Consider the following 13,324-nt stretch of genomic DNA (forward strand, 5'->3'; position numbering starts at 1 on the left):
AGCTTATGATACAATTTTAAGCACTTCTTCATCAAGTCCGATTTTGTAGGAGCCGAAACTTTCTCCTAAATCACTATTTAAGTCAATAATGTTTTTCATACTACATTTCCCCTTTATTAATTAATTAATTAATGGTGTCAAATCTTTAAATAGCCACTAATTATTTATAGTTTTCTAAATAATAATTAGCAGGTTGCCTTGCCTATAAAATACATACAGTAAACCTTTACATAGTTGTTGAAAAATACTATTAGCCTTTAAACTTCTTTGTTTTTAAAGGGAATGTTAACAAAGATATATTTTTGTTAACCGTCCCTGTTGTGAAAATTCTATTTCTTACTAAATATTCATTATTTTACTTTTCTTATTACATCAAGAATGCTTCCATCTCTGTATTCAACTATTGCAATTACCTTTTCGTCATATTCAATCTTATCAGGAACTCCTACAATAGATTCAACTTTTTTCTTTAAATCTTCAATTGTATAAACTGGAACATTTACATGTTTAAATTTTTCTATTAAATCTACTCTTTTAGGATTTATTGCAATACCTATTTCGGTAACTAAAACATCAATACTCGCGCCAGGAGTAATAACTGTATTAACTGAGTCAACAACGCAAGGTATTCTTCCACGAATTAGAGGAGATACAATAACAGTCATTTTTGCACAAGCTGCTGTATCTGAGTGTCCACCTGATGCTCCTCTTAAAACTCCATCTGAACCAGTCATTACATTTACATTAAAATCAGTATCTATTTCAAGTGCTGATAAAACCACTACATCCAGTTTATTTGCTATACATCCCTTATTATGAGGATTTGCATAAAAGGATGAATCTATCTCATGATGATTTGGATTTTTATATATTGACTCAACTGCACTCAAATCAAAACCTTGTACATCAAAAATATGTTTTATTAAACCTTCTTCATGCATTTCAACCATTGGTTTAGTTATTCCACCGAGTGCAAAGCTTGCCTTAATGCCTGTCTTTAACATTTCTGTTTTTATGAATCTACTTACAGCGAGTGTTGCTCCTCCTGTACCTGTTTGAAAAGAGAATCCTTCTTTAAAGTATCCTGATTCTACTATAACTTTGCTTGCATATTCTGCAATTAATAGTTCTTTTGGATTTTTAGTATATCTTGTGGCACCAGATGCTATTCCAGATGGGTCGCCTATTTTATCCACTTTGACTACATAATCAACATTAGTTTGTGAAAAACTTGCAGGAACATTAGGAAAATCAACTAAACAATCTGTAATGATAACTACCTTATCTGCATATAGCGCATCCATCTTTGCATAACCGAGTGATCCACAATTTGCAACTCCTCTTGATCCACTTGCATTACCATAAACATCCGAGGAAGGTGCACCTAAAAATGCTACATCTATCTTTATATCACCGGCTTCTATTGCTCTTGCACGTCCACCATGTGATCTAATAATTACTGGTTCATTCATTAATCCATTAGAAATTTCTTCTCCGAGTTCCCCTCTTAAACCGCTAGTGGTAATTTTTGATATTACTCCACTTTTAATATGTTTAAGTATAGCCTTGTGTACATTACTAAGGGAACTAGATGCTAATGTTAAATTTTTTATTCCAAGACTCGCAATCGTATCTACTACCATATTTAAAATATAGTCGCCTTCTCTGAAATGATGATGAAATGAAATAGTCATTCCATCTTTTAATCCACACTTAACAATAGCTTCTTTAATATTGTTTAACATCTTGTCCTCACCTGGCATAACTGGCTTTACTTCAGGTGCAACCTTTACTATGCCGCAATCCATGTCAAATTCGTCTTGATATAGCTTCATATCTTTAATTGCATTTTGGGGAATATTTCTTCCTATACTATTCTTCATCTTATATCTCCTCCTTGTACAAACCTACAGCTATGGCCAATTGTACTAACCTCTCTGCTCTCTCTATAATAGGTTTATCAATCATCTTTCCATTTAAAGATATAACTCCAAGTCCTTGTTTCTTTGCTTCGCTAGACGCTCTACAAATATCAACTGATTTTTTTATTTCCAATGCTGTTGGTGAATAAATATCATGAACTGGCTTAATTTGTTTTGGATTAATAACTGACTTGCCGTCAAATCCAAGTTGTTTTATAAGTTTCAATTCTCTAATAAATCCTTCCATATTTTCAACATTTGAATAAACAGTGTCTAATGCATAAATTCCTGCTGCTCTTGCTGCAATAACAATTTGACTTCTTGCTAACATGAGTTCCATACCATCAGCATACCGTTTTGTTTTAAGGTTTGTTACGTAATCTTCTGCACCCAGTGCAATACCAACGAGCCTTTTGCTTGATGTTGCAATAGAATAAGCATTTATTACTCCGATAGCACTTTCAACAGCTGCCATCATTTTTGTGCTTCCTATTTCTCTTCCAATTTTTCTTTCTACCTCTTCAATAACTGCTTCAACAGCAAGTATATCTTCTTTTGTTTCTGTTTTTGGCAATCTTATTACATCTACACCTGCCCTTACAACAGCTTCAATATCCGCTCTTCCAAATGGGTTGTCAAGTGCATTAATTCTAACAACTATTTCTGTATCACCGTAATCAACTGTCTTTATAGCATTGTAAACTAAAAATCTGGCTGCATCTTTTTCAGTAATTGCAACTGCATCCTCAAGGTCAAACATTAAAGAATCTGCTCCATAAAGACATGCATCCCTTAGCATTCCAGGATTGTTTCCTGGAACAAACATCATAGTTCTTCTTAAACGTTCCATTATTCAATTACCTCCCAATCATACTGCTGTTTAATCCCGCAAGCTCTACAAACAGCACACTGCACTCTTGCTTTGATTGTACAATCTAATGCGCCTTTATCTACAGCAACTAATTTAACATTCTCTATTTCCATTTTTGTAAGCACTTCGGTAATAACTTTTCTAATTTGTTTTCCAAATTGCTTTTCTACACTACTTTTAAGATTAATTTCTATTCCTGCATTTTTATTTGATACGAGCATTATCTGGATATCACATGATTCTAGCGTCCCAGCTATTGCCTCCTTGATAATTTTCATTACCTTCACCTCCGCTTAATATTCTAACTACTCAATTTTAGCTTCTTATTATCGATAAAAATTATCTACAAAACCTATATCCTCTGCTAATATTAATCAAATCCCTTAAAACTGATGCACTAGCCGGTATAACTCCAGAAGCGCCTCCAATAATCGTTAAATCACCTAAAACATCAGATACATAACGCACAGCTTTGTTTTTCCCATCCACTACATAAAGAGGATGCGAAGAATCTAATTTTTCAAGCTTTACAGTCATTTGTATTTCCCCATTTTCTTTTACTGTTTTACCAACTAGCTTGTACTTATTCCCTTCTTCAAGACACTTTGCAACTTCCACAGGTGTAATTTTTGTAATTCCTTCAACTGAAATATCCGAAAGCAACTTTTCTTCATTCATCAGTACATTTGTAAGAATTGTAAGTTTCGTAGCGGTATCCCATCCTTCAACGTCCAATTCAGGATTGGTTTCTGCAATTCCTAGTTGTTGGGCCTTTTTTAAAGCTTCCTGGTAAGTGATGACCTTATTCTCCATCTCGTTTATAATAAAATTTGTCGTTCCGTTGAGTACTCCTTCAATTGAAATAATATCAGCACCCGCAAGATCCATCATACCTGCATTAATAGACGGTAACGCCCCTCCGGTAGTACACCCAATCCCTAATTGCACTTCATTTTTAACCGCTATGTCTTTTAACTCTTTATATGCCAAGAGAATCGGGCCTTTATTGGCAGTAACAACGTTTATACCACATTCAAGTGATTTTCTAATATAGGTCATTCCAGGCTCACCTGTTTCTTTATTGGTAGGTGTCAATTCTATAACAACATCTACATCTCTATTTTGAAGCATTTTTTCAAAGCAAACCTCTTTATTCCCTCCTTCGGGATAATTTGTAATATCTATTTGTTTTGATGTAAATTCAGTAAAATCGTAAAGATTAATTCCTTCTGAGTTATATACGCCACCATTCCGACCAATTATGTAATTTATCTGAATTTGAAGCCCTTCCTTGCGTAAATAATCCATTTTATCATTAATTAACTGTACAAACGCTCTTCCAACTTTCCCATAGCCAATGATAGCAACTCTCACAAACATTACTCCTTTTACTTCGCAAAGTATTTATTATATTATCAATTTTTTCACATCATGTTCTCCATTATATATATAATTGTCTATTTTAAAAGATTGGTGTTTCGAGTGCAACTTTGCACTCGGAACACCAGGTAAGTTACTACCTTTTAATATAAACAGTTAATCAATTCTTATTATTTCTGTGCAAGTAGAATCTCAAGATGTCTTGCAGTTAGACTTAACCATTCCTCAGAATTAACAACATTCTTATTAGCTGCTTCTGATAACTGATCTAAATCCTTTGTGATAATGCCCTGGTCAATTGTCTCGATACATGCAGTTTCTAGCTTGTCTGAAAAATTGACAAGTTCTAAATTGCCATCAAGTTCTCCACGTTTTTTAAGCGCTCCTGTCCAAGCAAAAATTGTAGCCATTGGATTTGTTGAGGTTTCCTCTCCCTTTAAATGTTTATAATAATGTTTTTGTACTGTACCATGAGAAGCTTCATATTCAAAGAATCCATCCGGAGAAACAAGTACTGATGTCATCATAGCAAGACTTCCAAAAGCAGAAGCAACTAAATCTGACATAACATCACCATCATAGTTTTTGCATGCCCAAAGCATTCCTCCTTCAGCCTTTACAATACGAGCAACTACATCATCTATTAATGTATAAAAATAAGTTATCCCAGCTTCCTTGAACTTATCTGCATATGATTTATCAAATGTACTTTGGAATATCTCCCTAAAATTAGCGTCGTAAATTTTAGAAATTGTATCCTTTGAAGAAAACCAAAGATCTATATTCTTGTCAAGTGCATAGTTAAAGCAAGATTTTGCAAAACTTTCAATAGATTTATCAAGATTATGCATTGTCATTACTACGCCTTTGCCTTCAAACTCATGAATACACTCTCTGAAAATTTCCTTACCTTCATTGTTAGTAAATACAAGATCTGCTTTTCCTGGTCCTTCTGCTTTATATTCTACGTTTTTATAAACATCTCCATATGCATGTCTAGCAATAGTGATTGGTTTCTTCCATGTCTTAACATAAGGACTAATTGTGTTTACTACAATCGGTGCACGGAAAACTGTTCCATCAAGAATAGATCTTATTGTCCCATTTGGACTTTTCCACATCTGTTTTAAATCATACTCCACTACTCTATCTGAATTAGGAGTAATTGTTGCACATTTGACACCAACACCATACTTCTTAATTGCATTAGCAGAATCAATTGTAACCTTATCATCTGTTTTATCTCTTTCTTTCATACCAAGGTCATAATACTCAGTTTTAAGGTTTACATAAGGCAAAAGAAGTGTATCCTTAATCATTTTCCAAAGGATACGGGTCATTTCATCCCCATCCATCTCTACAAGTGGAACTGTCATCTCAATCTTTTTATTCATAATTATATTTCCTCCTTCAAATTTAAAAATCTTATAAATAACTTTTAATTATTATGATAATTTTTACTTTTAGTAAACAATCTTTGTTTTAATCCAAGATAGTTTGCCACCAACTTTTAAGATTTCTGCATCAAATTCTGAAAGTGTATGAACAACCTCAATATCTATATTTTTAGTTACATTTCTTAATTTAGCTTCGCCTTTTAAATCACCAATAGTAACTGAAAGCTCATCGCCCTTATCTATCTTGTCATAATCCTCTGGGTTTTTAAATGTAAGTGGTACTATTCCAAAGTTAATTAGGTTTGCAAGGTGAATACGTGCAAATGATTTTACTATAACTGCTTTAACTCCTAGATATTTTGGTGCAAGTGCTGCATGTTCACGGCTTGAACCCTGTCCATAATTGTCACCAGCAATAATAAATCCGCCCTGCTTTTCCTTAGCATTTTTATAGAACTCACTATCAAGTGCTTCAAAAACGTATTTTGATATCTCAGGTACATTACTTCTTAAAGGAAGTATTTTAGCACCTGCAGGCATTATATCATCTGTCGTGATATTGTCTTCAAATTTAGCAAGTACATCTCCAGTAAGTACATCTGACAGTTCTGGAAAATTTGGTAGAGGTGCAATATTAGGACCAAACTGAACCACAACTTCTTTTGCCTTTTCAACTGTAAGTGGCTTAATAATCATATTATCATTAATTAAAAATTTATCTGGCATATCAAGGTTTGGACATTTTCCGAGTGTTCTTGGATCAGTAAGTACTCCTGTAATTGCTGTTGCAACAGCTGTTTCAGGACTTACCAAATAAGTTGTGGCATCTTTTGTACCGCTTCTTCCTTCAAAGTTTCTATTAAAGGTTCTTACAGAAACACCCTTAGAGCAAGGAGCACTCCCCATTCCGATACATGGTCCACAGGTGTTTTCAAGCATTCTAGAACCCGATTTAACAAGTTGTGTCATATTTCCACTTTCAATTAGATGCTCAACAACCTGCCTTGAACCTGCACTAATGGTCATATGCAGCTTCTCTGAAACTGTTTTACCGTGTATAGCTTTTGCTACAATCGTAAGATCTCTTAATGATGAATTTGTACAAGAACCTATAGCTACTTGATCAACTTTGAGTCCTGCTAGTTCTGCCACTGTCTTAACTTTTCCTGGGCTATGAGGAAGAGCTACCATCGGCTCTACTTCACTTAGATTAATCTCCATAATTTCATCATACTTAGCATTTTCGTCAGGAATAAGTTCACCCCATTGATCTTCCCTTCCCTGAGCTTTTAAAAATTTCTTTGTGATTTCATCACTAGGGAAAATACTTGTAGTACATCCAGTTTCCGTTCCCATATTTGTAATAGTTGCACGATCAGGAACACTTAAATTTTTGACACCAGGTCCACAGAATTCTAATACTTTACCAACATTGCCTTTAACATCTATGCGGCGTAATACTTCAAGAATTACATCCTTTGCAGAAACCCATTCCGAAAGTTTTCCAGTTAGCTTAACACCGCAAACTCTAGGATATTTAAGTCTAAAAGCTTCACCTGCCATTGAAACAGCGACATCAAGACCGCCTGCACCAATTGCAAAGCATCCAATTCCACCTGCTGTTGGTGTATGACTATCTGAACCAATTAATGTTTTTCCTGGACGTGCAAATCTTTCGAGGAAAATCTGATGACAGATACCGTTTCCAGGTCTTGAGAAGTAAATCCCATATTTTCCTGCAACAGATTGCAAATAACGGTGATCATCGGCATTTTTAAAGTCAGTCTGCAATGTGTTATGATCCACAAAACTCACACTCAGTTCAGTTCTTATACGCTGGAGTCCAATAGCTTCAAATTGTAAGTACGCCATTGTACCTGTTGCATCCTGTGTCAATGTATTATCAATTTTTAGAGCTATTTCATCACCTGCTTTAGGTGTAACTCCCTCTGCGATATGTTTTTTCAATATTTTTTCTGTAATTGTTCCTGACATTTTAATTCCCCCTTATTTTCTATTTTAAGATAAACATTTAGTGCCTATTCAATACGCAAAATAACTAGTATATAAAATCAATGTCATTTTCACCTTTTTTAAATAGACTCCTAAATAATTTATTAGAATACATTAAATTATAAATTTTTCTCGATAATCTTTAACATAAGCGCTTTTACAGAGCCATCATCTAGTCTATACAAGAATTCTATTATTTCCTTATTGCTGGAATTTTCACTTTCAACATCTTTATATCTACCTGGGGATACTATAATAACATCTGAATTTTCAATTATATCTTTAACTTCATTAGCATCAATAGTATTATAGTACTTTATATCAAATTCAGATAATCCTGCTTTTTCTAAAACGTTTTGTACTTTGAACATGAATTGTTCAGAGATACATATAAATGAAAACTTTGTATTCACACCATATCTAGCAATCTTAACGATTGGTTCTAAATTAGGAGTTATAGCAACTCCTAAAATTTCTTTATTAAGTCCAAGAGTTAAATCTGCAACTTCATTAACGTGATTGAAGGTGGTTATAATAAACTCGGCCCTTTTAATTTTGTCTTTGGTAACGTTGTCCATAATTTCTAATTCATTTATAGTCAAATACATTATATTCATATAACTATTCTTACTAAGTTGCTCACTAAACATTTTAGCTTGTTCTATATTACATTCTACAAATATTGCTACCATTTTATTCATCATTTGTATTTGTTCATCTACTCTTTGTTTTACTAAGTCTAAAAATTCTTCCGGTCTCATTCCAATTTGTAGCGCCTCTTCTAGTCCTAGATCAACAAATTTTATTATCCTTCTTTTGACATCTAGACTCTTCCAAGAAATAGCCTCTTCAACTACGAAAGTTCCCTTCCCTTGATATGATTTCAAAGATCCATCTTGTTCCAAGTCCTTATATGCAGTACTTATAGTATTTCTGCTTACGTTCAACCTATCAGCTAACTCTCTTTCTGTAGGTAATTTTGTTCCAACTTTAATATTGCCTTTTTTTATTGCATCCATGATCTGTCTTTTAATTTGAATATAAAGTAGTACTCCACTCGTTTTATCTATTTCAATGTTCATAAAAACCCCTCCCAACTCATATTGAATCAATGGAGTAAACCATTACATTCACACTGTACCATATGGACTAGTCCATTTCAAGAGCTGTTTTATGAGTATTTAGTGTTGTTTTTATAGTTGTAGCTTGATTAACCCATCATTATCTACATTATCCTTATAATTCATAATATTTTAAATATTATATTATTAATTTCAATATTTAACCAAAAAAGCAACGCTCCTATTCCATTCTTATGGAATAGGAGCGTTGCAAAGGAATATGAAACTCAGCTTTATAATTTATCCGCCAAGTTAAAGGGAGATTTTTAAGTATAGAACATTCTTTTCCCTATGTGTTATTATCTTTTACCTTCTGCATATATATATATCATTTAATGCGGAGAATCGCTTAACCTTATTTTCTCCATTATCTCCTTTCCTACTGTGCTATTTAGGAATGTCCATGTTGAACTAGGGACTATATTCTTAATAATAGATATTTGTCCTCCCTTGATTAATTTTCTAACCTTTGAAGCACTTATAACCTCCTCCATATAAGCTTTTCTTTTTACTTCTATAACTTCTATTCCATAAACAGATAGTATTTCTTTTAAAGCATCATTATAAGCTCTTGTAACCTTGCAATAGGGTTCTTCACCTATAAATCTTTTGGTTATATTTAAAGTTTCACAAAAATATTTTCCGAAAATTGATGCATCTAATGTAGTATATGCCTTTAGTATTTCATCTTCTTTTCTTAGAAAATAGGATGGAAAGGTAGCTCGTGAAATTATGTATTCTCCACCTTTAATTACCCGTACATTATGTAAATGTGACACGCCTTCTTTAACCATGGCGTATCTATAAATAAACGGGAATGAAGATTTATCCTCTTCAACTATAAATACCAGTATCTCTTTATTTTGACTAGCTGCCTCTTCTATTAAATATCTATGTCCTAAAGTGAAGGGATTACAATTCATAACTATTGCTGTTTTTTCAGTAAATTCATCTAAATTATATTCCTTTTTCATATCCGCTAAATATTTTCTTATATCATATATTCCACTCTCAAGCAAAGCTACCTTTTCTACTTGATGTATAAGTTCGTACCCGAGAGACGTGAACATGTTTATGTTTTCTATCTTAGTAAATATAAAACTATGATAAATTCCTTCCTCAAAAAGCTTATACGACAAAGCTCCCATTAATGTAGCCGATACCCCTTCGCCTCTTAAATCATCTGAAACTGCAAAACATTTAAACACGTTTTGTGACTTAGAACAAGTGGCCACAATCTCCTCATTTTTCCTAATAACTATAGTATAATCCACGTTATCGTCAAGTTGTAACTCGAAGATTTGCAGAAAATCTTTTACTTCCTTTACTTCATCTTCATCACTTAGATTAATTCCCTCAACGTTAAATCCATACATAAAAACCCTCCTTATGTAAGTTGCTATAGTTAATTGCATAACCTTGTAATCGAGTGACTGCAAGGCTCTATAATCCTATATTTCTTATTATTATATCATTTAATCATAAAATCACCCATCCTTTTTTTTAAAAAACACACATAAAAGGTTAGCAAAATTATTCTGCTAACCTTTTATGTATGTATTTGGTTTAAAATTTAACAAGGTATTACAACTAAACAATGATTAACATTCTAATGACCAAACAAATTAAGTAATAATCCTGCAGCCACCGCTGAACCGATTACTCCTGCCACATTTGGACCCATAGCATGCATCAATAAGAAATTTGAAGGATTTGCCCTTTGTCCTTCCTTTTGAACAACTCTTGCTGCCATTGGAACTGCAGAAACTCCCGCTGCTCCTATCATTGGATTGATTTTTCCATTAGTTAATTTACACATTAACTTACCAAACAGTACTCCACTTGATGTTCCTATAGCAAATGCCATAAGTCCAAGTACCAATATTTTCATAGTTCCTACAGTTAAAAATACGTCTGCACTAGCTTTCGCTCCTACTGTGAGTCCTAAGAAAATAGTTAATATGTATAAAAGAGAATTGCTTGCTGTAACAACTAGATTTGGTACTACTCCTGATTCTTTTATTAAGTTTCCAAACATCAACATACAAATTAACGGTGCTGATGAAGGTAATAATAATACGACTAATATAGTAACAATTATTGGGAACACTACCTTCTCAATCTTTGATACTGGTCGTAATTGTTCCATTTTAATTTCTCGTTCAGCTTTTGTAGTTAAAAGTCTAATTATTGGTGGTTGTATAACTGGAACTAATGCCATATATGAGTAAGCTACTACAGCTACAGAACCTAAAAGGTGAGGTGCTAACTTACCTGTTAAAAAGATAGCAGTTGGTCCATCGGCTCCACCTATAATTGCTATAGACGCTGCCTCCGGCCCCATAAATCCGAGTAATATGGCTCCTATAAATGCAAAGAAAATTCCGATTTGAGCTGCCGCTCCAAGTAGTAGACTTTTGGGATTTGCAATAAGTGGACCAAAGTCTGTACCTGCACCAACACATAAAAATATTAATGGTGGATATATCCCTAGATTTACACCTTGATACAAATAATGAAGAAGTCCTCCATCAGTCATGAGGTTTGCCAAAGGCAAATTTACAATGAGCATACCAAATGCTATTGGTATTAATAAGTAAGGTTCATATTTTTTTTCGATAGCTAAATATATAAATACACAAGCTATTACAATCATTATCACATGCTTATAAGTTAACGCTAAAAAACCAGATCCTTGTATAATGCTTTGAAGCATATCCGCCATTTAATCCTGCCTCCTTTCTATTATAGATAAATGATTTCCTCCTAAAACTACTGTAGAGAAACTAATTTATCTCCTAAAGCTACTGTATCGCCCTTTGTCACATTTACAGCCGTTACTTTTGCATCTTTTGGTGATACTATTTCATTTTCAAGTTTCATGGCTTCTATAACTACTAATACCTGCCCAGCTTTAACTAAATCTCCAACTTTCACCTTTACTTCCCAGATTCCACCAGGAATAGGTGCTGTTACGTCTTCACTACCTGATGGCGTCGCCTCTGCTACCTTTGGTGTGCTATTAACTTGAGCTTTTTCTTCTTTTACTGGCGCCTCTGCTCCTATCTCTAATTTTTCTACTTCTACTTCATAAACTTTTCCGTTTAAACTAATTTTATATTTTTCCATAATCTTCTTCCTCCCTTCTCCATAGCTAGTTTTCATTCTAATTTATCCTCTTTATGCTTCTTACATGAATTCTAGAATTCCTGTTACCATCACTAGCTGCAATTGTTGCTGCTATACAAGCCACTATATCATCCTCTTCTTCTAAGCTTGTTATTTCAACTTCATTTCTAGATGTTACTATTTCTTGAATGCTATTTACCGCTTCAATAACTTCGACCTTCTTCTCTTTAAAAATATGCTTGAATGTTCCTAGTATCAATGCAAGAAGAAATAAAAGAGAAAAGACTAAAACTATAGATCCAAGTGAAACATTAAGAGCCTCGGACATCGAAACTTCATTTCCTAACATTTTCACACCCCTTTACTTGTATATTATTTAAAATGATACGTCAATATAATTATAATCCATGTTTTTTTCTTCTAAGAATTTTCTAGCTACCTGTGGAAAAAGGGCATAGCTTAGTACATCCTCATCACTCTTTGCCAATTCTCCAATTTCTTCTTTTGCGTTTTCAAAGCCTGGCTTTAATAAATCTGCTGGCCTTACTGTTACCACTTCTTCATTTCCTATAATTTTTTTTATTATATCTTCATTTATAGGTGCAGGTGATTTACCATAAAGTCCTTTTACATACTCTTTTATTTCTTTTGGTATTACTTTATACCTTTCTCCTACTAGAACATTGAATACGGCTTGCGTACCAACCATTTGACTAAGTGGCGTAACTAGTGGAGGATATCCTAAGTCTTCACGCACTTTTGGGATTTCTTTTAGTACATCTTCATATTTGTCTGCTGCATTTTGTGACTTTAATTGAGATAAAAGATTTGAAAGCATTCCACCTGGCACTTGATATAATAATGCCTTTGGTTCTGTTTCCATTACTTTTGGATTTAATATTCCATTATCTAAGTATTTTTGTCTTATTGGTTTAAAGTATGCGGCTACTTCCTCTAACACATTTAAATCTAATCCTGGATTTCTTTCCCCATCTTTAAAAACTACAGCCAAAGATTCTGTGCATGGTTGGGATGTACCTTCTGAAAAAGGCGATATAGCAGTATCAATAATATCAACGCCTGCTTCTACTGCCTTCATGTATGTCATAGATGCAATTCCACTAGTACAGTGACTGTGAAGCTCTATAGGCACTTTTATTTCTTTTTTCACTTTACTAATTAATTCATAGGCTGCATCAGGGGTTAATATGCCTGCCATATCTTTTATGCATATCGAGTCCGCCCCAGCATTCTCTATTTCTACCATTAATTTAATATAATATTCTATTGTATGTACTTTACTTGTTGTGTAGGAAATAGCGCACTGGCAGTGAGCTCCAGCTTTTTTAATAGCATTAATTGACGTTTCTAAATTTCTTACATCATTTAGAGCATCAAATACACGAATAATATCTATACCATTTTCTACAGCCTTTTCTATAAATTTTTCTACTATATCATCTGGATAGTGCTTATACCCTAGAAGATTTT

12 protein-coding genes and 1 pseudogene are annotated in these 13,324 nt (G+C 33.6%); all 13 read right to left on the bottom strand.

Annotation, left to right across the window (positions count from 1 at the left end):
* Nucleotides 1-6 precede the first annotated feature (6 nt).
* Nucleotides 7-99, bottom strand: a pseudogene (locus tag ACJAX4_RS16295) (LamB/YcsF family protein); the annotation flags it as partial.
* 251 nt (nt 100-350) lie between these two features.
* The gene (citF, locus tag ACJAX4_RS16300) at nt 351-1,883 is read right to left on the bottom strand and encodes a citrate lyase subunit alpha (protein WP_435790508.1); all 1,533 of its coding nucleotides are present in this window, start codon (nt 1,881-1,883) and stop codon (nt 351-353) included.
* Nucleotide 1,884: 1 nt separating this feature from the next.
* Complete coding sequence (citE, locus tag ACJAX4_RS16305; RefSeq protein ID WP_435790509.1) at nt 1,885-2,772, bottom strand: citrate (pro-3S)-lyase subunit beta; 888 nt, start codon at nt 2,770-2,772, stop codon at nt 1,885-1,887.
* Entirely contained in the window at nt 2,772-3,071 is a 300-nt protein-coding gene (gene citD, locus ACJAX4_RS16310; RefSeq protein ID WP_435790510.1) for a citrate lyase acyl carrier protein, read from the bottom strand. Before citD ends, citE begins: the two co-directional genes overlap by 1 nt.
* Before the next feature lie 61 nt (nt 3,072-3,132).
* Complete coding sequence (locus tag ACJAX4_RS16315; protein WP_435790511.1) at nt 3,133-4,167, bottom strand: homoserine dehydrogenase; 1,035 nt, start codon at nt 4,165-4,167, stop codon at nt 3,133-3,135.
* 176 nt (nt 4,168-4,343) lie between these two features.
* Nucleotides 4,344-5,567, bottom strand: a complete 1,224-nt coding sequence (locus ACJAX4_RS16320) for an NADP-dependent isocitrate dehydrogenase (protein WP_435790512.1) — start codon at nt 5,565-5,567, stop codon at nt 4,344-4,346.
* A gap of 69 nt (nt 5,568-5,636) precedes the next feature.
* Nucleotides 5,637-7,565 carry an aconitate hydratase gene (locus tag ACJAX4_RS16325; RefSeq protein ID WP_435790513.1) on the bottom strand — a complete coding sequence of 643 codons (1,929 nt, stop codon included), beginning with the start codon at nt 7,563-7,565 and terminating at the stop codon, nt 5,637-5,639.
* 137 nt (nt 7,566-7,702) lie between these two features.
* Nucleotides 7,703-8,665, bottom strand: a complete 963-nt coding sequence (locus tag ACJAX4_RS16330; protein ID WP_435790514.1) for a GntR family transcriptional regulator — start codon at nt 8,663-8,665, stop codon at nt 7,703-7,705.
* 371 nt (nt 8,666-9,036) lie between these two features.
* Complete coding sequence (gene citC, locus ACJAX4_RS16335) at nt 9,037-10,080, bottom strand: [citrate (pro-3S)-lyase] ligase (RefSeq protein WP_435790515.1); 1,044 nt, start codon at nt 10,078-10,080, stop codon at nt 9,037-9,039.
* A 233-nt stretch (nt 10,081-10,313) separates the two neighbouring features.
* Complete coding sequence (locus tag ACJAX4_RS16340) at nt 10,314-11,429, bottom strand: sodium ion-translocating decarboxylase subunit beta (RefSeq protein WP_435790516.1); 1,116 nt, start codon at nt 11,427-11,429, stop codon at nt 10,314-10,316.
* Between the two features lie 47 nt (nt 11,430-11,476).
* The gene (locus ACJAX4_RS16345; protein ID WP_435790517.1) at nt 11,477-11,833 is read right to left on the bottom strand and encodes a biotin/lipoyl-containing protein; all 357 of its coding nucleotides are present in this window, start codon (nt 11,831-11,833) and stop codon (nt 11,477-11,479) included.
* Nucleotides 11,834-11,870: 37 nt separating this feature from the next.
* Complete coding sequence (locus ACJAX4_RS16350; RefSeq protein WP_435790518.1) at nt 11,871-12,182, bottom strand: OadG family transporter subunit; 312 nt, start codon at nt 12,180-12,182, stop codon at nt 11,871-11,873.
* 27 nt (nt 12,183-12,209) lie between these two features.
* Nucleotides 12,210-13,324: pyruvate carboxylase subunit B (locus ACJAX4_RS16355; protein WP_435790519.1), on the bottom strand; the 1,115-nt coding region annotated here is incomplete at its 5' end.

Origin of the sequence: Clostridium sp. (genome assembly GCF_051278035.1) — a bacterium.
Lineage (GTDB): Bacteria > Bacillota > Clostridia > Clostridiales > Clostridiaceae > Clostridium_AD.

Coding starts and splice junctions, on each gene's coding strand:
- ACJAX4_RS16330 (WP_435790514.1), bottom strand. CDS start 8,665: ATGAACATTGAAATAGATAAAACGAGTGGAGTACTACTTTATATTCAA.
- citE (WP_435790509.1), bottom strand. CDS start 2,772: ATGGAACGTTTAAGAAGAACTATGATGTTTGTTCCAGGAAACAATCCT.
- citC (WP_435790515.1), bottom strand. CDS start 10,080: ATGTATGGATTTAACGTTGAGGGAATTAATCTAAGTGATGAAGATGAA.
- citF (WP_435790508.1), bottom strand. CDS start 1,883: ATGAAGAATAGTATAGGAAGAAATATTCCCCAAAATGCAATTAAAGAT.
- citD (WP_435790510.1), bottom strand. CDS start 3,071: ATGAAAATTATCAAGGAGGCAATAGCTGGGACGCTAGAATCATGTGAT.
- ACJAX4_RS16345 (WP_435790517.1), bottom strand. CDS start 11,833: ATGGAAAAATATAAAATTAGTTTAAACGGAAAAGTTTATGAAGTAGAA.
- ACJAX4_RS16320 (WP_435790512.1), bottom strand. CDS start 5,567: ATGAATAAAAAGATTGAGATGACAGTTCCACTTGTAGAGATGGATGGG.
- ACJAX4_RS16340 (WP_435790516.1), bottom strand. CDS start 11,429: ATGGCGGATATGCTTCAAAGCATTATACAAGGATCTGGTTTTTTAGCG.
- ACJAX4_RS16325 (WP_435790513.1), bottom strand. CDS start 7,565: ATGTCAGGAACAATTACAGAAAAAATATTGAAAAAACATATCGCAGAG.
- ACJAX4_RS16350 (WP_435790518.1), bottom strand. CDS start 12,182: ATGTTAGGAAATGAAGTTTCGATGTCCGAGGCTCTTAATGTTTCACTT.